The 20,872-nt window shown below is 69.2% G+C and carries 17 protein-coding genes, 1 tRNA gene, 1 other RNA gene and 1 riboswitch; of the genes, 10 read left to right on the plus strand and 9 right to left on the minus strand.

The window, feature by feature from the left end:
• Positions 1–83: 83 nt before the first annotated feature.
• Positions 84–178, plus strand: a riboswitch (TPP riboswitch).
• From thiM to KEC57_RS02450, 3 genes are all read left to right on the plus strand, one after another.
• Positions 169–975, plus strand: coding sequence for a hydroxyethylthiazole kinase (thiM, locus tag KEC57_RS02440; protein WP_229382914.1), 807 nt, complete (start codon positions 169–171; stop codon positions 973–975). Its footprint overlaps the riboswitch before it by 10 nt.
• Positions 972–1,655, plus strand: a complete 684-nt coding sequence (gene thiE, locus KEC57_RS02445; RefSeq protein WP_229382915.1) for a thiamine phosphate synthase — start codon at positions 972–974, stop codon at positions 1,653–1,655. The genes thiM and thiE overlap by 4 nt, the downstream gene beginning before the upstream one ends.
• Positions 1,652–3,130, plus strand: a complete 1,479-nt coding sequence (locus KEC57_RS02450) for a bifunctional hydroxymethylpyrimidine kinase/phosphomethylpyrimidine kinase (RefSeq protein ID WP_229382916.1) — start codon at positions 1,652–1,654, stop codon at positions 3,128–3,130. Before thiE ends, KEC57_RS02450 begins: the two co-directional genes overlap by 4 nt.
• Before the next feature lie 95 nt (positions 3,131–3,225).
• Here KEC57_RS02450 and KEC57_RS02455 read toward each other — a convergent pair whose 3' ends face one another.
• From KEC57_RS02455 to pta, 4 genes are all read right to left on the minus strand, one after another.
• A complete protein-coding gene (locus tag KEC57_RS02455) occupies positions 3,226–5,742 on the minus strand; it encodes a glycoside hydrolase family 65 protein (RefSeq protein ID WP_229382917.1) in 2,517 nt (838 codons plus the stop codon).
• Entirely contained in the window at positions 5,739–6,464 is a 726-nt protein-coding gene (locus KEC57_RS02460; protein ID WP_229383674.1) for an HAD family hydrolase, read from the minus strand. Before KEC57_RS02460 ends, KEC57_RS02455 begins: the two co-directional genes overlap by 4 nt.
• Positions 6,465–6,493: 29 nt before the next feature.
• Complete coding sequence (locus tag KEC57_RS02465; protein WP_229382918.1) at positions 6,494–7,720, minus strand: acetate/propionate family kinase; 1,227 nt, start codon at positions 7,718–7,720, stop codon at positions 6,494–6,496.
• A gap of 158 nt (positions 7,721–7,878) precedes the next feature.
• On the minus strand, positions 7,879–10,014 hold the full coding sequence (gene pta, locus KEC57_RS02470) for a phosphate acetyltransferase (RefSeq protein ID WP_229382919.1): 2,136 nt from the start codon (positions 10,012–10,014) through the stop codon (positions 7,879–7,881).
• 105 nt (positions 10,015–10,119) lie between these two features.
• On the opposite strand from pta, the gene KEC57_RS02475 reads away from it, so the two are divergent.
• Positions 10,120–10,797 carry an NUDIX domain-containing protein gene (locus tag KEC57_RS02475; RefSeq protein ID WP_229382920.1) on the plus strand — a complete coding sequence of 226 codons (678 nt, stop codon included), beginning with the start codon at positions 10,120–10,122 and terminating at the stop codon, positions 10,795–10,797.
• Here the strand turns inward: KEC57_RS02475 and ffs are convergent.
• An RNA gene (ffs, locus tag KEC57_RS02480) (signal recognition particle sRNA small type) lies at positions 10,792–10,888 on the minus strand. The two genes, KEC57_RS02475 and ffs, sit on opposite strands and share 6 nt — an antisense overlap.
• Positions 10,889–11,065: 177 nt before the next feature.
• Here ffs and KEC57_RS02485 point away from each other — a divergent pair.
• From KEC57_RS02485 to KEC57_RS02500, 4 genes are all read left to right on the plus strand, one after another.
• Positions 11,066–12,118 carry an AAA family ATPase gene (locus KEC57_RS02485; RefSeq protein WP_229382921.1) on the plus strand — a complete coding sequence of 351 codons (1,053 nt, stop codon included), beginning with the start codon at positions 11,066–11,068 and terminating at the stop codon, positions 12,116–12,118.
• 7 nt (positions 12,119–12,125) lie between these two features.
• Entirely contained in the window at positions 12,126–13,373 is a 1,248-nt protein-coding gene (locus tag KEC57_RS02490; protein ID WP_229382922.1) for a DUF58 domain-containing protein, read from the plus strand.
• Complete coding sequence (locus tag KEC57_RS02495) at positions 13,360–15,642, plus strand: transglutaminase TgpA family protein (RefSeq protein WP_229382923.1); 2,283 nt, start codon at positions 13,360–13,362, stop codon at positions 15,640–15,642. Before KEC57_RS02490 ends, KEC57_RS02495 begins: the two co-directional genes overlap by 14 nt.
• A gap of 41 nt (positions 15,643–15,683) precedes the next feature.
• A tRNA-Ser gene (locus tag KEC57_RS02500) sits at positions 15,684–15,771 on the plus strand.
• Positions 15,772–16,167: 396 nt separating this feature from the next.
• Here KEC57_RS02500 and KEC57_RS19055 read toward each other — a convergent pair.
• Positions 16,168–17,403, minus strand: coding sequence for a site-specific integrase (locus tag KEC57_RS19055; protein WP_372456936.1), 1,236 nt, complete (start codon positions 17,401–17,403; stop codon positions 16,168–16,170).
• A gap of 8 nt (positions 17,404–17,411) precedes the next feature.
• Positions 17,412–17,996, minus strand: a complete 585-nt coding sequence (locus KEC57_RS02510) for a hypothetical protein (protein WP_229382925.1) — start codon at positions 17,994–17,996, stop codon at positions 17,412–17,414.
• A 128-nt stretch (positions 17,997–18,124) separates the two neighbouring features.
• Here KEC57_RS02510 and KEC57_RS02515 point away from each other — a divergent pair, with 128 nt between their 5' ends.
• Entirely contained in the window at positions 18,125–18,304 is a 180-nt protein-coding gene (locus KEC57_RS02515; protein WP_229382926.1) for an excisionase family DNA-binding protein, read from the plus strand.
• Between the two features lie 22 nt (positions 18,305–18,326).
• A complete protein-coding gene (locus KEC57_RS02520) occupies positions 18,327–19,040 on the plus strand; it encodes a hypothetical protein (RefSeq protein WP_229382927.1) in 714 nt (237 codons plus the stop codon).
• A 20-nt stretch (positions 19,041–19,060) separates the two neighbouring features.
• On the opposite strand, the gene KEC57_RS02525 is transcribed toward KEC57_RS02520, so the two are convergent.
• Together KEC57_RS02525 and KEC57_RS02530 are read right to left on the minus strand one after the other, a co-directional pair.
• On the minus strand, positions 19,061–19,468 hold the full coding sequence (locus KEC57_RS02525; RefSeq protein ID WP_229382928.1) for an arsenate-mycothiol transferase ArsC: 408 nt from the start codon (positions 19,466–19,468) through the stop codon (positions 19,061–19,063).
• Complete coding sequence (locus KEC57_RS02530; RefSeq protein WP_229382929.1) at positions 19,465–20,847, minus strand: FAD-dependent oxidoreductase; 1,383 nt, start codon at positions 20,845–20,847, stop codon at positions 19,465–19,467. The genes KEC57_RS02525 and KEC57_RS02530 overlap by 4 nt, the downstream gene beginning before the upstream one ends.
• Between the last annotated feature and the right edge of the window lie 25 nt (positions 20,848–20,872).

Below are 20,872 nucleotides of genomic sequence, written 5' to 3' on the forward strand. Positions count from 1 at the left end.
CAGCCTACGGCGTGGCCGCGACATCGGATCGAGACGTCGCGACCGGATCGACGTGGTCGGCGACGGGGCCTGCTAGATTGCTCGGCAGTGACACGGGGTGCCCGCGCGGCGGGCTGAGACCACACCCGTCGAACCTGATCTCGATCATGCGAGCGAAGGGATGTCGCGATGAACACGCGCGCAACCACCGTCCATCTGTCCCCCTCCGAGGCGCTGACGGCGCTGCGCGATGCCGCACCGCTCGTGCAGTGCATCACGAACGCCGTCGTCACCGGCTTCACCGCGAATGTGCTGCTCGCGATCGGCGCGGCGCCGGCCATGTGCGATCTGCCGGGCGAGGCCGGCATGTTCGCGGGCCTCGCCGACGGCGTGCTCGTCAACCTCGGCACACCCACGGCCGAGCAGCGCGACGCCGCGCGCGAAGCGGTTCGCGCGACGAGCGCATGGGTGCTCGACCCGGTCGCCGTCGGCGCACTGCCTGTGCGCACGGCGCTCGCCGCCGAGCTTCTCGAGCACCGCCCGGCGATCATCCGCGGCAACGCCTCCGAGATCCTCGCGCTCGCTGGAGCCGGTGCGGGCGGTCGCGGCGTCGATGCGACGGACGGACCGGATGCCGCGGCCCCGGCCGCCCGTGCGCTCGCGGTACGCACCGGCGGGGTGGTGGCCGTCTCGGGCCCGGTGGACCTCGTGACCGACGGCGAGCGCATCGTGCGCATCGGCGGCGGTGATGCGCTGCTGACGCGCGTGACCGGGGGCGGCTGCTCGCTCGGTGCCGTCATGGCCGCGTTCCTCGGGGTGTGCGCGCCGCTCGAGGCGGCGGTGGCGGCATCCGCCCTCTATGCCGACGCTTCCGAGCGCGCCGCGGCGCTCTCGAGCGGCCCGGGTTCGTTCGCGGTGGCATTCCTGGACGCGCTCGACGCCACGGCGGCATCCGATCTCGACGCCCGCGTCGCACTGACGGCGGTGGCTCGATGAACCCGCGCCCGGCAGGGGACGGGTTCGGACTGCACCTGGTCACCGACGAGCGCGTGCCGTTCGCGCGTCTGCTCGAGGTGGTCGATGCGGCGGCGTCCGCCGGCGTCGACGTCGTGCAGGTACGGGCGAAGTCCGCGAGCGGGCGCGAGTTCCTGCGGCAGGCACGGGCGGTGGCGGATGCCGTCGCCGGCCGAGCTCTCGTGCTCGTCAACGACCGTGTCGATGTCGCCCTGGCCGCACGCGACGCGGGGGCGCGCATCGACGGCGTGCATCTCGGCCAGAGCGATCTGCCGCCGACCACCGCGCGCCGGCTGCTCGGCGCCCACACGGTGGTCGGGTGGACCGCGAACACGCCTGCGCATCTGGACGCGGCATCCGCTTTTCCCGCCGGCACGCTCGACTATCTGGGAGTAGGAGTCATCCGCCCCACCTCGACGAAGCCCAACCACCCGCCGGTGCTCGGAGTGGAAGGGTTCGCCGGGCTCGCGGCGCGCACGGCGCTGCCGTGCATCGCGATCGGCGGTGTCGTCGATGGCGATGTGGTTGCGCTCCGCGACGCCGGCGCTGCCGGGGTCGCGGTCGTCTCGGCGATCTGCGCCGCGGACGATCCCGGGGCGGCGACCCGTGCGTTCCGCACCGCGGCCGCATTCGCGACGCCCGGAGCGGTGGCCGCACGATGACCGCGATTCCCCGTGTGCTGAGCATCGCCGGTACGGATCCGACCGGCGGTGCCGGTCTGCAGGCCGACCTCAAGTCCATCGGCGCGCTCGGCGGCTACGGCATGGCGGTTACGACCGCCCTCGTCGCTCAGAACACGCGCGGCGTGCGCGAGGTGCACGTGCCGCCGGTGGCGTTCCTCACGGCGCAGCTGGATGCCGTGTCGGACGACGTCGAGATCGACGCCGTGAAGATCGGGATGCTGCAGTCGGTCGAGATCATCGCCGCGGTGCGCGCATGGCTGGACCGCACGCGCCCGCCGATCGTCGTGCTCGACCCGGTGATGATCGCGACGAGCGGCGACCGCCTGCTCGACACCGCGGCGGAAGAGGCCCTTCACGGCTTGTGCCGCGAGGCGGATCTGATCACTCCGAACCTCGCCGAGCTCGCCGTGCTCACCGGCCGCCCGCAGGCCGAGACGTGGCCGGCGGCGATCTCGGCCGCCCGCAGGCTGCACCGATCGACCGGAGCCACGGTGCTCCTGAAGGGCGGACACCTCGCCGGCGGTGCGTGCCCCGACGCGATCGTGGGCCCCGACGGCGTGCATGAGATCGCGGGGGTGCGCGTCGCCACCCGCAACACGCACGGCACGGGGTGCTCGCTCTCGTCGGCGATGGCCACGCTGCGCGCCCAGGGCGCGACCTGGCCCGAGGCACTCGCACGGGCGAAGGAATGGCTCACCGGCGCACTCACGCATGCCGATGCGCTGCGGGTCGGAGGCGGCAACGGCCCGATCGATCACTTCCACGAGCTGCGGCGGGGTACGCAGGCGCGACCCCGGCCGAGTCTGTGGTCCCGTGAGGTGTGGGATGCCGCCGCCGTCGTCCGCGACGACGTCGATGCCTGCGCGTTCGTGCGCGGGCTCGCCGACGGGTCGCTGCCGGGTGAGGCGTTCCGCCACTACCTCGCGCAGGACGCGATCTACCTGGGCGAGTACTCCAGGCTCCTCGCCCGCGCGAGCACGCTCGCACCGACCGCCGACGAGCAGGCGTTCTGGGCACGGTCGGCCGAGTCGGCACTGGTGGAGGAGTTGCGGCTGCACGAGGGCCACCTCGGGGCCGATGCCGATCGCGACCCCGCTCCGCAGACGCTCGCGTACACGAACCACCTGCACGCCTCGACCCGGTCGTACGGCGAGCTGGTCGCGGCGCTCCTGCCGTGCTTCTGGCTCTACACCGATCTCGGTTCGCGACTGCAATCGGCGCGGCGCGACGGGCATCCGTACGACGACTGGCTCGCGATGTACGGCGACCCGACGTTCGCCGAGGCGACCGCTCGTGCGGTGTCGATCGCCGACGCCGCCGCGCGCGATGCCGGGCCTCGGGAGCGCGCGCGCATGACCGATGCGTTCGCCCGCTCGATGACGCACGAGCTGCGCTTCTTCGAGGCGCCGCTGGAGGTTCCCGCTCGGCCTGCCGAACTGAGTCCGGTCCTCTGAGGCGCCCTCACGCAAACGCCCGCTCGCCGAGAACGGGTGTTCCGGCCGGAACACCCGTTCTTGCGATCGCTCCCGAGACGCCCTGAGCGTCAGCGCTACGCGTCGGCGCCGTGCTCGATGTCGGCGGTTCCCACGATGATCGGGATCGTCGAAGTGACGGTCGGAACCGATGCCGACAGCAGCGAGCCGTCCTCCCGGCGGGCGTCGCCCAGCTCGCCGAGGGTCGGTCGGCCCTCGATCACCGGCCCCTGCCCGTCGAGCGCCACCACGACCTCTTCGCCTGCGCCGACCACGTAGCCGGTGCCGCGCACGCTGAAGCCGACGGGGTCGCCCTCGGCAGCGCGGACCCGGATCTGCTCGCGCGTCACCTCGATCTCGAGGCGCGTGCCGTGCCAGTGCAGCACGAACTCGAGCGACGGCCACGCGGCGGGAAGCCGCGGGTCGAACGACAGTTCGCCGAAGTGGTCGCGCATGCCGCCGAAGCCCGACACCAGCGCGGTCCACACTCCGCCCGCAGAAGCCACGTGGACGCCGTCGGCGGCGTTGTGGTGCAGGTCGGCGAGGTCGACGAAGATCGACTGCCGGAAGTACTCGAGGGCGAGATCCTGGTAGCCGACCTCCGCCGCCAGGATCGCCTGCACGACCGCCGACAGGGTCGAGTCGCCCGTGGTCAGCGGATCGTAGTACTCGAAGTCGGCCAGCTTGTCTTCGGGCGAGAAGTGATTGCCCTGCAGGAACAGCGCGAGCACGACATCGGCCTGCTTGAGCACCTGGTAGCGGTAGATCACCAGCGGGTGGAAGTGCAGCAGCAACGGCCGCTTGTCGAGCGGGGTGTTCTCCAGGTCCCAGATCTCGCGCTCCAGGAACACGTGATCCTGCGGATGGATGCCGAGGCTCGGGCTGAACGGGATGTGCATGGCCTCGGCGGCCCGCTCCCAGGCCTCGGCCTCGCCCGGCTCGAGCCCCAGGCGGTCCACCGTCTGGCGGTACACCTCGCCGTCGATCTCGGCCATCTCGCGCACCGTGCGCGCGGCGAAGCGCAGGTTGAAGCGTGCCATGACGTTCGTGAACAGATTGTCGTTGACGACCGTCGTGTACTCGTCGGGTCCCGTGACGCCGTGGATGTGGAAGGTCTCCTCCCCCGCGCCGTCGACCGAGCGCCAGAAGCCGAGCGTCGTCCACAGCCGGGCGGTCTCGACGGCGATGTCGACGCCCTCGCGGAACAGGAACTCGTCGTCGCCGGTGGCGCGCACGTACTTGGCGAGCGCATAGCTGACGTCGGCGTTGATGTGGTACTGCGCCGTGCCGGCCGCGTAGTAGGCGGATGCCTCTTCGCCGTTGATGGTGCGCCAGGGGAAGAGCGCGCCGGCCTCATTCAGCTGGAACGCGCGCCTGCGGGCGGCCGGGAGCATCAGGTACCGCATCCGCAGCGCGTTGCGCGCCCAGAGCGGGGTCGTGTACGCCAGGAACGGGAGCACGTAGATCTCGGTGTCCCAGAAGTAGTGCCCGGAGTAGCCCGAGCCTGTCATGCCCTTTGCCGGCACACCCTGGCCGTCGGCGCGGGCCGAGGCCTGCGCGAGCTGGAAGAGGCACCACCGCGTCGCCTGCTGCAGGTCGCCGTGGCCGCCGATGCGCACGTCCGAGCGCTCCCAGAATCCGTCGAGCCAGGCGCGCTGGCGCACGCGGATCTCGTCGATGCCCTCGCTCAGCGCGCGGTCGATCGTGCGACGGCAGCGGTCGACCAGCTCCCGTCCGGGCACGCCGCGGGAGGTGTGATAGCTGACGAGCTTGGTGACGCGCACCGGCACACCCGCCTTCGCCTGCACGCGGAACACGTTCTTGGCGATGTCGGGCTCGATGAGGGTGCGTGCGCTGTATTCGTTGTCGGTCTCGACGAGGTGGTCGGAGACGAGGGCGATGGTCATGCCCGAGTCGGTGACGCGATACGACAGCGCCGAGCGGAGGCCGTCCTGCCAGTACTCCTGGGGCTGCAGGACGCGCTCGTGGATGCGCTCCGCCTTGCGCGGGTCGAAGCCGGCCTTCTTGGTGGCCGACGGCGTGCCGCCGTAGACGTCTTCGCCGTCCTGGCGGTTGATCATCTGGCAGCTCACGGTGACCGGGGCGTCGGCGTTGAGCACCGTCACCTCGACGGACATCAGCGCGAGGTGCTTCTCTTCGAACGAGACGAGGCGCTCGACCTCGATCAGGACGTCCTTGCCCGAGGGCGTCATCCAGCGCACGTGGCGACGAAGCACTCCGTCGCGCATATCGAGCACGCGCTCGTATTCGCGGACATCCGCGACGTCGAGCGACAGCGGCTCGTCGTCGACGTAGACGCGCATCACCTTCGCGTCGGGCGCGTTGATGATCGTCTGGCCGACCTCGGCGAAGCCGTAGGCCTGCTCGGCGTGACGGATGGGGAACGTCTCGTGGAACCCGTTGATGAATGTGCCCTGCTCGTGCGCGAACCGCCCTTCGGGGTGGTTGCCGCGCAGGCCGAGGTAGCCGTTGCCGACCGAGAACAGGGTCTCGGTCACACCGGCGTCGTCGAGGTCGTACGACGTCTCGACGAGCCGCCATTCGTCGACGGGGAAGCGGTCGCGGTCGATCATTGGACGAACTCCTCCAGGTCCTTCACGACGACGTGGGCTCCCGCGTCGACGAGGTGCTGCTCGCCCACACCGCGGTCGACGCCGACCACGAGGGCGAATTCTCCGGCGGCCGCCGAGCGCACGCCGCTGATGGCGTCTTCGACCGCGGCGCTGCGCGTCGGATCGACCCCCAGCATCCGCGCCGCTTCGACGAAGACATCCGGTGCGGGCTTCGAAGCGAGGTGATCGCGCTCGGCGATGACGCCGTCCATCACGACGACGAATCGATCGCGGATGCCGGCGGCGGCGAGCACCTCTTCGGCGTTCTTCGAGCTCGAGACGACCGCGACGGGGGTGCCGGCCGCGGCGAGCACGTCCAGCAGCCGCAGCGACCCGGGGTACGCCGCAATGCCTTCCGCGCGCAGCACCCGCTCGAACACGACGTTCTTGCGGTTTCCGATGCCGCACACCGTGTCGGCGCTCGGCGGATCGGACGGATCGCCCCACGGCACCTCGACGTCGCGCGAGCGCAGCAGACTCGCGACGCCGTCATAGCGCTTCTTGCCGTCGAGATGATCGAAATAGTCCCGCTCGGTGTACGGCGGAGAGATGTCCCAGGTGGCGAAGAGCTCCTCGAACATGGTCTGCCATGCGTGCATGTGCACTTCGGCGGTGGGTGTCAGTACGCCGTCCAGGTCGAACAGAACGGCGTCGTATGCGGTCAGGTCGGGCAGGGCGTCCATGGGCACTCCCTCAGGGTACGGCGGGCAGGTTACGCGCGTGCGACGCTCAGTGTCTGTCTGGCGATCTCGAGCTCTTCATCTGTCGGAACGACCAGCACCGTCACGGCCGAGGCGTCCGTCGAGATGATCCGGATGCCGCGCTCGGTCGCCATGTTGCGCTCGTGATCGATCTCGACGCCGGCAAAGCCGAGGGTCTCGAGAGCGCGCTCGCGCACGTAGGGCGCGTTCTCGCCGACGCCCGCGGTGAAGGAGATCACGTCGGCGCCGCCGAGCTGCGCGAGATAGGCACCGGCGTAGGCGCGCAGCCGGTGGACGTACACGTCGAACGCGAGTCGCGCGCGTTGATCGCCCGCGGCGATCGCGGCGCGGATGTCGCGCAGATCGTTGGATCCGGCGAGACCCACCATGCCGCTGCGCTTGTTGAGGAAGTCGTCGAGATCGTCGATCGACATGCCCGAGCGGCGCGCGAGGTGGAACAGCACGGCGGGATCGATGTCGCCCGAGCGCGTACCCATGACGAGCCCCTCGAGCGGGGTGAATCCCATCGACGTCTCGACCGAGCGCCCGCCGTCGATCGCTGTGACGGATGCGCCGTTGCCGAGGTGGAAGACGATCTGCTTGAGGTCTTCGAGCGGGCGCCCTACGAAGGCCGCCGCCGTCTCGCTCACGAACTTGTGCGAGGTGCCGTGGAAGCCGTACCGGCGGATGCGATGGGCCGCCGCGACATCGGCGTCGATCGCGTAGGTGAAGACCTCGGGGGCGAGCGTCTGGTGGAACGCGGTGTCGAAGACCGCGACGTGAGGCACGTCCGGGAAGGCTTTGCGCGCGGCGACGATCCCGGCGAGGTTCGCAGGGTTGTGCAGGGGTGCGAGCACCGAGAGCTCGTCGATGTTGATCTCGACCAGCGGCGTGACGAGCGTCGGCTCGAAGAACCGCGCACCGCCGTGCACGACCCGGTGCCCGACCGCGATCGGCGGATGATCCTGGAGCGACGGCCCGTCGGAGGCGAACGCGTCGAGCATGACCTGGAAGCCGGCGGTGTGATCGGGGATCGGCAGCTCGCGGGTGCGCGTCGCGTCGAGGAAGGTCGCCACCGGACCGTCGCCCTGCGGCGCAAACACCGTGTGCTTCGCCTCACCCAGGGGGTCGCCGATCCGCTCCACCAGGCCCGACGCGAGGGTCGCCTCGGTCTCCATGTCGATCAGCTGGTACTTGAACGACGACGACCCGCTGTTGATGACGAGCACCGGAGTCATTCAGCGCCTCCTCTCGGCCCGAAGGCGCATCCGTTGCTCACGATGTTCCGATTTCTCGCCTGCGGCGTAGGGCTTGCGGACGATCTCGGGACATGAAGGCGAGCGATCGGGACATCGTTGAGGGATGCCGGCGGCAGCGCGACGGGGGCGAGCAACCGTCACTCCCCCTGTGCCTGGATCGCGGTGATCGCGATGGTGTTCACGATGTCATCGACCAGAGCGCCGCGCGAGAGGTCGTTGATGGGCTTGTTGAGTCCCTGCAGCACCGGCCCGATCGCCACCGCGCCGGCGGAGCGCTGCACCGCCTTGTAGGTGTTGTTGCCGGTGTTGAGATCGGGGAAGACGAACACCGTCGCGCGGCCCGCGACCGCGGATCCGGGCATCTTCGCCGCGGCGACGGCGGCGTCGGCAGCCGCGTCGTACTGGATCGGCCCCTCCACGAGCAGTTCCGGAGCCCGCGTGCGGACCAGTGCCGTGGCATCCCTCACCTTCTCGACATCGGCGCCCGATCCGGATTCGCCCGTCGAATACGACAGCATCGCGATGCGCGGGTCGATGCCGAACTGCGCGGCAGTGGCGGCGGAGGAGACCGCGATGTCGGCGAGCTGCTCGCTCGTGGGGTCGGGGATCACCGCGCAGTCGCCGTAGACGAGCACGCGATCGGCCAGTGCCATGAGGAAGACGCTCGAGACGACCGACACCCCGGGCTTCGTCTTGATGATCTCGAAGGCGGGGCGGATGGTGTGCGCCGTCGTGTGCGCCGCACCCGACACCATGCCGTCGGCCAGCCCCAGGTGCACCATGAGCGTGCCGAAGTACGACACGTCGGTCACGGTGTCGGAGGCCTGCGCGTGGGTGACGCCCTTGTGGGCGCGCAGGCGCGCGTACTCTTCGGCGAAGCGGTGGACGTGCACCGCGTCGAAGGGCGACAGCACCTCGGCGGCCTTGATGTCGATGCCGAGTTCGATCGCGCGGGCGTGGACCTCGATCGGCTCGGCGAGGATCGTGAGGTCGGCGATGCCGCGCTTGAGCACGGTCGCGGCGGCTCGGAGCACGCGGTCGTCGTCGCCTTCGGGCAGCACGATGCGCTTACGCTGCGCGCGTGCCCGCTCGATCAGCTGGAACTCGAACATCAGGGGCGTGACCACCGTGGCGCGTGCGACGCCGAACGCCTCGAGCATCTCGTCGATGTCGACGCTCTGCTCGAACAGCGCGAGGGCGGTGTCGTAGCGGCGCTGCGAGTCTGCGGCGAGCCGGCCCCGCGCGCTCATGACGCGCACCGCCGTCTCGTAGGTGCCGAGCTCGGTGGTGATGATCGGCACGTTCGAGCCGAGTCCGTCGAGCAGCCGCATGACCGGCTCGGGCAGCTCGAACCCGCCGTTGAGCACGATGCCCGAGATCGACGGGAAGGTGCCCGACGCGTTCGCGAGGAGCGTCGCGAGAAGCACCTCGGAGCGATCGGCGGGCACCACGACGACGGCGCCTTCCAGCAGGCGCGGCAGCACGTTCACCATCGACATGCCCGCCACCACGACGGCGAGCGCTTCGCGCGTCAGGCGGTCGGGGTCGCCGGCGAGCAGTGCACCGTCGACGGCGCGCATGATCCCGCGGATCGACGGGGCGACCAGGTAGCGGTCCTCGGGGATCGCCCAGACCGGCACATCCGACATGTCGAGCGGGGTGGATGCGTCGATCGAGCCGCGGATGGCGGCGATGGTCTCATCGGTGCGCACCGGGTCGGCGCGGTTCGCGATGACGGCGAACAGCTTCGCCCGGCCGTGCGCGAGCTCGGCGAGCGCGAGGTCGGCGATCTGCCCCATCTCGGCAGGTGTGCGCGCGAACGACGAGCCGAGCTGCTCGGGCACAGTCTGCCCTTGCGCCGACCGGCCGCCGAGCACGAGCAGAACCGGGGCGCCGAGGTTCGCCGCGATGCGCGCGTTGTATGCGAGCTCGGCGGGACTGCCGACGTCGGTGTAGTCGCTGCCGACGATGACGACGGCGTCGCATTGGGCTTCGACGGCCTTGTAGCGTTCGACGATGCTCGCGAGTGCGGCATCCGGATCGTGCCTCACCTCGTCGTAGGTGACGCCGATGCACTCGTCGTAGGCGAGATCGACGCCGTCGTGGTCGAGCAGCATCTCGAGAACGTAGTCGCGCTCGATGGTCGAGCGGGCGATCGCCCGGAAGACACCGACCCGCGGAGTCGCGTGACTGAGGGCGTCCAGGACGCCGAGCGCGACCGTGGACTTGCCCGAATGACCTTCGGCCGACGTGATGTAGATGCTCTGCGCCACGCGTCCAGCCTACGGGCGCGACCCTGTCAGCATGCTGCGCGCACCGGGAGCCGGTGCGGTGACCGGTCCGGCGGGATCGGCGAGGGGATTGGGTAGGCTCCGCGCATGAGCGAATCCGTGCCGCGCCCCGGCGTCGACGTGCCCGATCATCGAGGCCGCACGGGGCTCGACCGCACGGGGCTCGACCTCGCGCGCAACCCGCAGGTGCGTGTGACCGATGTCGAACTGCTCGCCGCGGGGTGGCATGTGCTGCGGCGCACGACGCTGGAGTACCGCGGTCCGTCCGGCGAGTGGGAGACGCAGCAGCGCGAGACCTACGACCGCGGCAACGGCGCAACCGTGCTGCTGTACGACCCGGAGCGTCGGACGGTGCTGCTCACCCGGCAGTTCCGCTACCCCGTCTATGTCAACGATCACCCCGACGGGATGCTCATCGAGACCGCCGCGGGACTGCTCGACGACGATGATCCGACGACGGCGATCCGGCGCGAGGCGGCCGAGGAGACCGGTGTCGAGGTCGGCGATCTGGAACACGTGTGGGACGTGTACATGAGCCCGGGGTCGGTGACCGAGCGCATCCACTTCTTCGCGGCGCCGTACGACGGATCGTCCCGCAGCGGCGATCGCGGCGGCCTGGAGGAGGAGGGCGAGCACATCGAGCTGCTCGAACCCGGGATCGATGAGGCGCTGGCGATGATCCGCGACGGTCGCATCCAGGATGCGAAGACCATCATGCTGCTGCAGTGGTCTGTGCTGGAGGGCCCCTTCGCCCGGAAAGATTAAGACTCTCCGCGAACCCGGCAGAGCCTGGTTACCCTTGCTACGTTTCCGTCCTGGGGGAATTGGCCTGGATGCCGCCTCGCGGAGAGCTGAAACCAGTCTAACCCGGTTCGACCAGGCCTCGTGCCGCGGGTGCCGGCCGCGGCATCCAGGGTTCTCCCAGTACCCGAGCCATCGTCACGGGCGTTCTTCGCGATTAGGATCAACGCGTGGGCGAGGGAGCCCGCGCTCACCGCCGACCCGCCGTCCGAGGCGGAACTGGAGGCCTGCGATGGTCGATACCGCGATGACGGATGGTCTCGCCGAGCGCGCGTCGCGCGGATCCGACCCGGCGGGACGGCCCATATCGGGCCCGCTCACCGCGGACGATTTCGCCCGCGTCACGGACTCGATCCTCGACGCGGTCGGCAGCGTCATCGACGGCAAGCCCGACGCGGTGCGCAGCGCTCTGGTGTGCTTCCTCGCCGAGGGCCACCTGCTCATCGAGGACGTGCCGGGCGTCGGCAAGACGATGCTGGCGCGCGCCTTGGCCACCTCTGTCGACGCGACGGTGCGGCGCATCCAGTTCACCCCCGATCTGCTGCCCGGCGACGTGACGGGTGTGAGTGTGTTCAACCCCGTCGACCGCGAGTTCGAGTTCAAGCCCGGCGCGATCTTCGCGAACATCGTGATCGCCGACGAGATCAACCGCTCCTCGCCCAAGACCCAGTCGGCGCTGCTGGAGGCGATGGAGGAGCGTCAGGTCACCGTCGACGGCCACACCCACTACGTGCCGGATCCGTTCCTCGTCGTCGCGACGCAGAACCCGCTCGAGATGGAGGGCACCTACGCCCTTCCCGAGGCGCAGCGCGACCGGTTCATGATGCGCATCTCGATGGGCTATCCCGACGCGCGCTCCGAGGCGCTCATGCTCCGGCAGCGCGACAGCGCCAACCCGCTCGACGGCCTGGCCCCCGTCGTATCGGCCGACCAGGTCGCAGGACTCGTCGCCTGGGCCCGCGCCGTGCACGTGGCCCCCGCGATCGAGGACTACGCGGTCGCGCTCTCGCAGGCCACCCGCGGCCACACCGACCTGCGCCTGGGCGCGAGCCCGCGAGCGACGCTGCAGCTGGTGCGCGCCGCGAAGGTGTGGGCGGCGCTCGACGGACGCGGCTTCGTCATCCCCGACGACGTCACGGCGCTGCTGATCCCCGTCTTCGCGCACCGGCTCATCCCGACGCGATCGGCCGGCGGCGCCAGGGCGCGCACGACCGCCGATGCGATCACGACGATCCTCGAGCGGATCGCGGCGAGCGTGCGCGTTCCCATCGCCTCCCGGCAGTGAGCAGACGATGAGACGCGTGTGGCCGTTGACCGTCCGGGGAACGGGCGCGCTCGTCCTCGCGATCGCGTGCTTCGTCGTCGCGAACGAGGCCGGCATCGTGGAGCTGATGTACTTCGGCTTCCTGCTGCTCGCCGTCATCGCCGCCAGCGTCGGCTGTCTCTACGTCGGACGTCGCCGCGACGTGGTGACGCGTTCGCTCGTCCCCGATGTGGCATCGGTCGGTCGCGAGACGCACGTCTCGGTCCGGGTCGGCGTGCGCACCGTCATTCCGACACCGCCCGGAACCTGGCGCGACACGCTGCCCAAAGGGCTGCGCGGCAAGGCCACGGGCGCCTTCCCGGCCCTCGGATCGGGCCTGCGCGGCAGCGAACGTTCCGTCGACCTCGTCTACACCGTCACCGGCGTGCGTCGAGGGGTGCACCCGCTCGGGCCGTTGACCGTCCGCTCCACCGACCCTTTCGGGATCGCCCGGCGCACCCTCGTGTTCGGGGAGCGCACCCCGGTCACCGTCGCGCCCGCTGTCGTCGACCTGTCTCCGCTCGTCGACTACGCCGGTGCCACCGGCGGAACGCTGCACACGACGACGAACCAGCTCGGCCAGGGCGCCGACAATCTCGTGGCGCGCCCGTATGCGCCGGGCGACTCGATGCGCCGCATCCACTGGCGCGCGACCGCGCACCGCGACACGCTGATGGTGCGTCAGGAGGAGCAGGAGTCCACGCCCGAGGCGACGGTCGTGCTCGATCGGGGGGCGCTGCGCTGGTCGATCGACGCCCTTCACGCGCCGGGCGCCGATCCGGGTTTCGAGGCGGGCGTATCGGCGTGCGTGTCGGCTGTCGCGCGGCTGGTGCACGACGGATACGCGGTCGAGGTCCTCGACAGCGACGGGACCGTGCTGGTCGAGCGCATCGAGGGCGGCGACATGACCGAGGTCGAGGCGATGCTCGCGCATTTCGCGACCGTCACCGCACGGCGCGACGATCATCTGCCGGGCCTCCCCCGCCTGTTCGCGGGGGTGTCAACCGGGCCGATCGTGCTCGTCGTCGGACGCTTCGACCCGCCCGACGCCGACATCGTCGGGCCGGTCGCGCATCACAGCACGCTGCCTCTCATCCTCGCCGTCGGCCCTGTCGGCGACGCCTTCGAGCGGGCGGCCGATCACGGCTGGCACGTGGCCGTGATCGATCCCGACGGCGATCTCGCGATCTCGTGGGCCAACGCCGTCGGCCGGGGGACGCATCATGTCCTCAACTGACGCAGCGGCGACCCCCGACACCGCCAGACGCGGCGGCGAGTGGCTGCTGGCGGCGGCCATCCTCTCGGCGCTGCTCGCCGCTCTCCTGCCGGTCGCGCGGGTCGTGGAGTCCAACGCGTGGCTCGTCGGCGCGCTTCTGCTGTCGGTGCTGGTCCTCGCCGCCGGCTACAACGCCCGCCGGTACCATCTGCCCGCCATCGCGGTGACACTCATCGAAGCCGCCGTGTGGGCGGTGTTCATGACGCTCGTCTTCCTGCGAGACACCGCGATCCTCTGGATCATCCCGACGCTCGACACGTTCCGCGCGGTGCCTCAGCTGGTGGAGACGGCCATGGAGGAGATCGTCCTCGGCGCGGCTCCGCTCGAGGCCACCCTCTCCGTCGCGTTCGTCGTGGTCGGGGCGATGGGGCTGCTCACGATCATCATCGACCACGTCGTCGTCACAGCCCGGATGCCGCTCCTCGCCGCAGTCGGGATCGTCGCGGTGTCGCTCATCCCCTCCATCGCCGTGCCCGGCGACGTGGATCTGATCGGGTTCGTGTTCCTCGCGGTCACGATCCTGTTCGTCATCCGTGCCGAGACGCGCTCGCGCGAGAAGCCGCTGGAGCAAGAGGCGGAGCGCAGCGCCGGCGTTCCGGCGACGGCCGTCGGGATCGGGGCGATCGCGATCGTCGTCGCGCTCGTCGCGACGCCGCTGCTCCCCCAGCCCACGCTGCGGGCCGGGGCGGGGCTCGGAACCGGTCCCGGGATCGACGCGACACTTCAGCTGGGCGACGATCTGCGACGCCCGCAGGAGGTCGAGGTGCTGCGTCTGCGCACCGATTCGGCGAACGTGCCGTACCTGCGCGCGACGACGCTCACCCGATTCGAGGGCGGCGTGTGGGAGCCCGACCGCGTGCGCACCGTGCCCCTGGCGAGCGAGCTCGCGCTCGGCGAGGTCTCGGTGGATCCCGACATCCGCGTCACCGAATACACCACCGACGTCGAGGTGCTCTACCTCGAATCGGTCTGGGCGCCCATCCCCTACCCCGCCGTCACGGTCACCGGGCTGGAGGGCGACTGGGGCGCCGTGCCGTACAACCGCACGGTGGTAGCGCAGTCCGGTTCGACGCAGGGGCAGTCCTACGAGGTGGTCGCGAATCAGCCGCGCCCGACGCTGGAGCAGATCCGCGCGCTGTCGGCCGGAGGCGAGCAGGTTCGCGACGAGACCACCGAGCTTCCCACCGATACTCCGCCGATCATCGCGCAGCTCGCCGCCGAGGTGACCGCCGAGGCCACGAACGACTACGACCGTCTGACCGCGCTGCAGCGGTGGTTCCGCGGCAGCGAGTTCAGCTATTCGCTGGATGCGCCGGTAGAGGACGGCTTCGACGGGAGCGGGGCCGAGGCGGTCGCTCAGTTCCTCGAGCAGCGCGAAGGCTACTGCGTGCATTTCGCATCGGCGTTCGCCTTGATGGCTCGCACGCTCAGCATGCCGTCGCGCGTCGTGGTGGGCTACCTGCCGGGGCAGCCCACGAACGACGCGATCGGCGCGGAACCGGTGTACTCCGTCACCAGCTCGCAGCTGCACGCCTGGCCCGAGGTGTACTTCGGCGGACTCGGGTGGATCGCGTTCGAGCCGACATCGGGACTCGGCGTGCCCACGTCGTTCTCGCCCGCGGCAGCGCTTCCGGGCCAGAGCGGAGAACCCGGTGAATCGGCTCCCGCCGCCTCGCCGTCCGCCACTGCGCCGACCGGCGTCGATGAGACGGATCCCGAACAGCAGCGCGGCGGGACCGCCGCCGGCGCGGCGGGCACCGCCGTCGATCCGGTGCCTCTCGTCGCGGTCGCCGTGGTCGTCGTCATCGTGCTCGCGCTGCCGTTCCTGGTGCGCGAGCTGCGCCGACGTCAGCTCGATATCGCCGCGCGTCGCGGCGACGCCGCGGCGGCGTGGCAGACGGTGCAGGATGCCGCGATCGACCTGGGCATATCGGTACCGGCCAGCGAGACGCCTCGCGCCTTCGCCCAGCGCCTGATCGTGGAGCACGGCGTGCCCGCGAGTGAGATCAACGTCGTGCTGATCGCGATCGAGCGTGTGAGCTACTCCCGAGCCGGCACGCGCTCGTACTGGATCGGGGATGCCGCAGCCGACGCCGCCGCAGCCGTGCGGGTCTCGCTGCTCGCCGCGACGCCGCCGGCGCGGCGCATCCTCGCGCTGCTCGCGCCTCGCTCGCTCGTGATCCGTCCGGGCAGCGTGTACGCCGCCGGGGCGCCCGTGCGGGCGAGGTAGCGGCGTCAGGGTAAGATGGTCGCTGGCCCTCCGGGGCTGCTGGAGGATTCGCCTAGTGGCCTATGGCGCACGCTTGGAAAGCGTGTTGAGTGAAAGCTCTCAGGGGTTCGAATCCCCTATCCTCCGCCACTCCGATCCCAGTGTTTACAAGGGATCGCGACCCGATTTTTTTCCCGTGGCACAGTTGGTGGCACAGTTAACGCCGATTTCGGGCTTCGGAAGCCGCCGATTTCCCGCGGATCGACTCAGCTCTGACATGAGCCCGTCACGACGTGGCGTAGTCATGTCACATCTGGCGCTGGCGGGTTTCGGACACGAGTTCCGGCGAAGTGGGCCATCCCTCCGACAGCGAGATGGTAGCGAGCGGCCGCCGCTCCGTTCCCTCAGATCGCTATTTGCAGACTCCGCTCTCCGCTGCGCTCCGAGCTGCGCTTAGCAACCGCTCACATCGGGCACTCCGCCGCGCCCGCTCGCTTATTCGCTGATTGTCGGAGTGAGGGCGAGCACCGAGGCAGTGGTGAGTGATTACGGAGTAGTGAGTGTCGGCGGCTCAGCGGGCACCGGCGAGAGAAGCTGGCCGACAAGATCTGCGGCACCCCGCTGGAGCGTCCGCACCGCGTGGGAGTAGGTGTTGAGCGTCGTCTGAATGTCGGCATGGCCGAGGCGCTCCGACACGATCTTTGGATGCACGCCAGCGCGCAGAAGGAGCGTGGCATGCGTATGCCGCAGCTCGTGCAGATGGAGCTCATCGAGATCGGGATGCAGAGCGCACGCCTTGAGCACCCGTTCACGCCATTGGCGCGAGAACTGCGTCGGGTTGTGCGGCTGTCCGTATCGGTTGCAGAAGATCAGGTGCTCCCCACGGGCGAGCTCCGGCGAGACGGCGCGAAGCATGTCCCGCTTTGCGCGGAATGCGCCAGCGAGGCGGACGTCGATGTCGACGTTCCGCACACGACCGCTCTTGGTCGCTCGGAAGTCGATGATCGGCTTCTTGCCGGCCTCTTTCACGTACGACATCGCGCGGGCGATCGTGATCACGTTGTTCTCGAGGTCCAGATCCTTCCACCGGATGCCGAGGATCTCGCCGCGGCGCATCCCGGTTCCCAGCAGCGTCAGCCACGCCAACCACAGGTAGTCCCCCGATGACTGCGACCACTCCAAGAAGAGCCGCGCATCCTCAGCCGACCATGTCGCCATCTCCGGCGGAGCGGCCTCGAGCTTGCTCGGTGGTGACGCACGCTTCGCCGGATTGAACCTGATCAGACCGTCCTCGAGTGCATGCTGCAGCACCTGCGAGATCAGCACGTGGATGTGCCGCACGGTCGCGGCGCCGAGCGGATCTCCGATGTGTCCGCGGTCCTTCCTGCCGTTCACCTCGAGCTGTCGGTAGAAGCGATTGAGCTGGTCCTTGGAGATGGCGGCGATCGGCGTGCGTCCGACAGATGACGGCAGCACGTGGACGCGGAAGTGCTTGCGGTATCCGGCGAGCGTCGTCGGGCGCACGCGCAGCGAGTCGAAATACTTCTCCGCGTAGACGTTCAGCGTCTCGCGCGTCTCCTCGATGTGGTCGCCGCGTCGGATGTCGACCTGCACTTCGGTTAGCGCGTTCAGCGCATCCCGTTGCGTTGCGAAGCCTCGTCGGAACCTGCGAGCCGAGTCTCCATCTGCGCGATCCACCGAATAGGCGATCCGGTACTTCGTCTCCCCCGCCTTCGTCACGTACGACGAGACAGTTCCATCTTGGTTTGGACGACGCGGCACCGACTCGCCTACCTTCCGATGCTCGGTCCGCTGGATTCGGGCGAGCCGACGACCGGTCCCGTTGCTGACGGATCCGGGAAACTGACACCGGGCGCGAGCCCTTCGATACGAGCCCGATTCATCAACCGCGTCGCCGTGCTCTGACTCACACCCAGACAGTCGGCCACTGCTCTCAGCGGCGGCAGATTGATCGTGGCCGCTAGCCGATAGGTTGTCGAGGCGTCCACGACACTCGCGGTCAGATCGCGTTCGGTGCGGTCCTGCATGCGCCGAAGGTACACCGAACCCGAGACGGTTGGATGGCCGGGCTCCGAGACAGTGGACACCTGCAGCCCGCTCGCCTGCAGCGCGTACTGGACGCGCACCTCACGCAGCGTGAGGCTGGTGACTTCGCCTCCCTCACCATCGCGAAGGACCCTGACCTCGGTCGCGACCGTCCGATAAAGGCTCGGGTCGTATGCGACGTGCACCTGTATGGCGCCGGGGACACCGGACTCACCACGAAGAACAACCGTCCAGAACGCGGGCACGGCGACGCCATTTCCGGCGGCGACGCGCTCGTCGCTGACGTCGATGTTCTCCACCTGCACCATGCGCCCAGTATCTCAGGCATCCAATTGCCGAACAAGGCATGACATGACGCATTCATGACACATATGGCTCACGCTGGTGCTACCGTGTGCGCATGCGCTGACAAAGGTGGCTCACAAAGGAGAAGAACATGAACCGCTCGCAGAACTCGCTCGCCCTCACATACAAGGATGCTGCCGTGCTGGTCGGCGTCGAGTATCGGACCATCAAGCTCGGAGTGGAGCGCGGGACGATCCCGACTGTCCAGCTCGGGCCCCGTCGGATGATCCCTCGGGCCGCATTGCTGAAGGTCTTCGGCGTCGAGTCCTGACCCAGGGTTCGCGGAGACCGCTATGGTCGATGCCCGACTCCCCGCAGAGTGGCTGGGGAGCATACGTTTCGACAACCTCAGCGACCGCGCCTTTCGCGTCTTCGCTGGCGCGCTGATGTGGTGCAACGGTCAAGGCACTGATGGATCGGTGCCCGTGCGATTTACGAAGCACCTTCACCCTGATGGCGATGACCCGGACGCGTTCGACGAACTGGAAGCGGCCGGCTTGTGGTCGCGGGTGGAGGACGGTTACCGCCTGACCGGATGGAGCGATCTTCTCCACCAGTCCACGGCTGAGGAGATCCAGCGCTACCGGGACGCTTCAAGACGACGCCAGAAGGCGTATCGCGATCGACAGAAGGGTGCGAATGCCTCATCCGACGGAGCGACCGCCAGCGACCCGCGGGCGATGCGTGACGTCACGCGTAACGTGACGCGTGATGTGACGGCAAACGTAGGCCCAGGCTCCTTAAGGCAAACCGAAGAGAAGAGTGCCTACTCACGCCGTGATGTGACGGGTGACGTCACGCATAACGCGTCCTCGCCCTTCTGCCCCAAACATCCGGCCGGAACGACCGAACCCTGCGGCGCGTGTGCGCGCGCGAGAACCGCCCGCGAGGCCAAAGAGAGCCGTCTCACCATCCGAGGCTGGGACTGCACTGTCGATGGCCACAAGTACGTGGTCGACGGTTCGTGCGCAATGTGTGAACTTCGTCCTGGTCGCTCCGTCGCGTAGCCAGCCCAGCGCTTCGACGACTACCGCGACGATCGAAGCTCCGCAACAAGGCCGTGGACTTCTGTACCCACGGCGTCGCGCATGGCTCGTACGCCTTCGAGATTCCACTCTTCAGGATTGGGAAACGCCCACTCGACGAGCCGCCCTCGGACTGGACCTGGCAGCTGGAGGCCGGGCTTCATGGTGACTACGACATCGGCGGTCGCGAGATCCGTCGCAGTGACGAGGCGCGGGCGAGCCGTCGACGTATCGGCGCCGACTTCGTGGAGCGACTCAGCGACGACGGGGTTGATTTCATCCGCGGGCTTCAGGCCACCGCTGCTGGCGATGAACTGGTCTGGCGCGATGACTCCGAGCAGGTGTGCTCCGAGTTGCGATCGGCCCGCGTTGTGCTGGCAGATGAAAAGCACGGTCGGCGGTGTCGTCATGCGTGAGCTCCGATCAAGGAGTTTGCTCGCGACCAGGCCTGAGTCGCGACCTGAACCGCATCCCAGGGCGAGCCGAGAGGGGGCGTGTAGGAGAGGTCGAGGTCGCTGATCTGGTCGACGGTCAGGCCGGCGAAGAGCGCCGTCGCATAGGTGTCGACGCGTTTGGCGGTCTCTGTGCCCCGCCGGCCGACCAATTGAGCGCCGAGCAGAAGGCCGGAGTCGGTGTCGCCGGTGATGCGGATGCTGATCGGCTGCGCTCCCGGGTAGTAGCGCTTGTGGTCGTCTGCAACAGTTTGCGCACTGGCCGGCAAGTAGCCCGCGGCAACCGCTTCGTGATCGCGAAGGCCGGTGCGTGCGGCAACGACGTCGAAGACTTTGACCACCTGAGTCCCGACAGAGCCCGCGAATCGCGCCGAAGCGCCCAGCGCGTTCTCCCCTGCGGTGCGGCCTTGTTTGTGAGCAGTCGTGCCCAGGGGGAGGTACGTCACACCAAGCAGGCGGTGATGGGTCACGACGCCGTCGCCGGCGGCGAAGACGTGCGGCACGCCGGTGCGCATCTGTTCGTCGACGGCAATTGCCTTGCCGGCGCCGAGGGTCGCGCCGGCATCCTCGAGCAGGCTCGTGTTGGGGCGAACTCCCACGACGGCGAGGACCAGGTCCGCGCTGTAGGTGACGGGTTGCCCCTCGTGCTCTGCTCGCACCGTGAGCCCTGTCGCCGTCTTCTCGACGGCGCGCACGGTGGTGTTCGTGTGAACGGCGACGCCGTGCTCGATGAGTTCGGCATGCACGAGAGACGCCAGCTCCGGGTCGAGCGTGGACAACACCTCGGCGCCGCGCTGAAGTTGGGTCACGGCGATTCCTCGTGCGGTGAAGCCTTCCGCCATTTCGAGCCCGACGTAGCCGGCGCCGATGATGATGGCGGTGCGCGGGTCGCGTTCGGTGAGGTGAGTGTCCAGCGCGAAAGTGTCGCTCATGGAATGGATGACGTGTACGCCGTCGTCGGGTCCGAGCTGGTCAAGGCCGGCGATGCCGGCGTAGGCGGGCAGGGCTCCGGTTCCGACGATGAGCTCGTCGTAGTCGATGACGGACTCGCCGTGTTCGTCCTGCACGGTCAGCTGCCGGCCGGCGACATCGATTCGGGTTGCGAGGGTGTCCAGTCGCAGTCGCATGCCCGTCGCTTCGAGGTCGGCGTGGGTGCGGTGGGCGAGCGACTTCCAGGGCTGGACGTCACCCGAGAAGTAGTACGGGATGCCGCAGATGGAGTAGTTCGGGTAGGCGTCCGCGACGACGACGGTCACGTCAACGCTGGGGTCGAGTTCTCTGGCTCGCAGCGCAGCGGAGATGCCCGCGTCGCTGCCGCCGATAGCGACGATGTGCATGATGGGGTTCCTTGGGCTTGGGGCT

The organism is Microbacterium allomyrinae, from assembly GCF_020682705.1.
Lineage (GTDB): Bacteria > Actinomycetota > Actinomycetes > Actinomycetales > Microbacteriaceae > Microbacterium > Microbacterium allomyrinae.

Excerpts from the sequence above, each read along its gene's own strand:
- KEC57_RS02530 (WP_229382929.1), bottom strand. The coding sequence starts at position 20,847 with ATGCACATCGTCGCTATCGGCGGCAGCGACGCGGGCATCTCCGCTGCG.
- KEC57_RS02465 (WP_229382918.1), bottom strand. The coding sequence starts at position 7,720 with ATGACTCCGGTGCTCGTCATCAACAGCGGGTCGTCGTCGTTCAAGTAC.
- KEC57_RS02495 (WP_229382923.1), top strand. The coding sequence starts at position 13,360 with ATGTCCTCAACTGACGCAGCGGCGACCCCCGACACCGCCAGACGCGGC.
- KEC57_RS02485 (WP_229382921.1), top strand. The coding sequence starts at position 11,066 with ATGGTCGATACCGCGATGACGGATGGTCTCGCCGAGCGCGCGTCGCGC.
- KEC57_RS02510 (WP_229382925.1), bottom strand. The coding sequence starts at position 17,996 with ATGGTGCAGGTGGAGAACATCGACGTCAGCGACGAGCGCGTCGCCGCC.
- KEC57_RS02460 (WP_229383674.1), bottom strand. The coding sequence starts at position 6,464 with ATGGACGCCCTGCCCGACCTGACCGCATACGACGCCGTTCTGTTCGAC.
- thiM (WP_229382914.1), top strand. The coding sequence starts at position 169 with ATGAACACGCGCGCAACCACCGTCCATCTGTCCCCCTCCGAGGCGCTG.
- KEC57_RS02455 (WP_229382917.1), bottom strand. The coding sequence starts at position 5,742 with ATGATCGACCGCGACCGCTTCCCCGTCGACGAATGGCGGCTCGTCGAG.
- KEC57_RS02525 (WP_229382928.1), bottom strand. The coding sequence starts at position 19,468 with ATGACGACACCGCCGACCGTGCTTTTCATCTGCCAGCACAACGCGGGC.
- KEC57_RS02475 (WP_229382920.1), top strand. The coding sequence starts at position 10,120 with ATGAGCGAATCCGTGCCGCGCCCCGGCGTCGACGTGCCCGATCATCGA.
- KEC57_RS02490 (WP_229382922.1), top strand. The coding sequence starts at position 12,126 with ATGAGACGCGTGTGGCCGTTGACCGTCCGGGGAACGGGCGCGCTCGTC.
- KEC57_RS02515 (WP_229382926.1), top strand. The coding sequence starts at position 18,125 with ATGAACCGCTCGCAGAACTCGCTCGCCCTCACATACAAGGATGCTGCC.
- KEC57_RS02520 (WP_229382927.1), top strand. The coding sequence starts at position 18,327 with ATGGTCGATGCCCGACTCCCCGCAGAGTGGCTGGGGAGCATACGTTTC.
- KEC57_RS02450 (WP_229382916.1), top strand. The coding sequence starts at position 1,652 with ATGACCGCGATTCCCCGTGTGCTGAGCATCGCCGGTACGGATCCGACC.
- thiE (WP_229382915.1), top strand. The coding sequence starts at position 972 with ATGAACCCGCGCCCGGCAGGGGACGGGTTCGGACTGCACCTGGTCACC.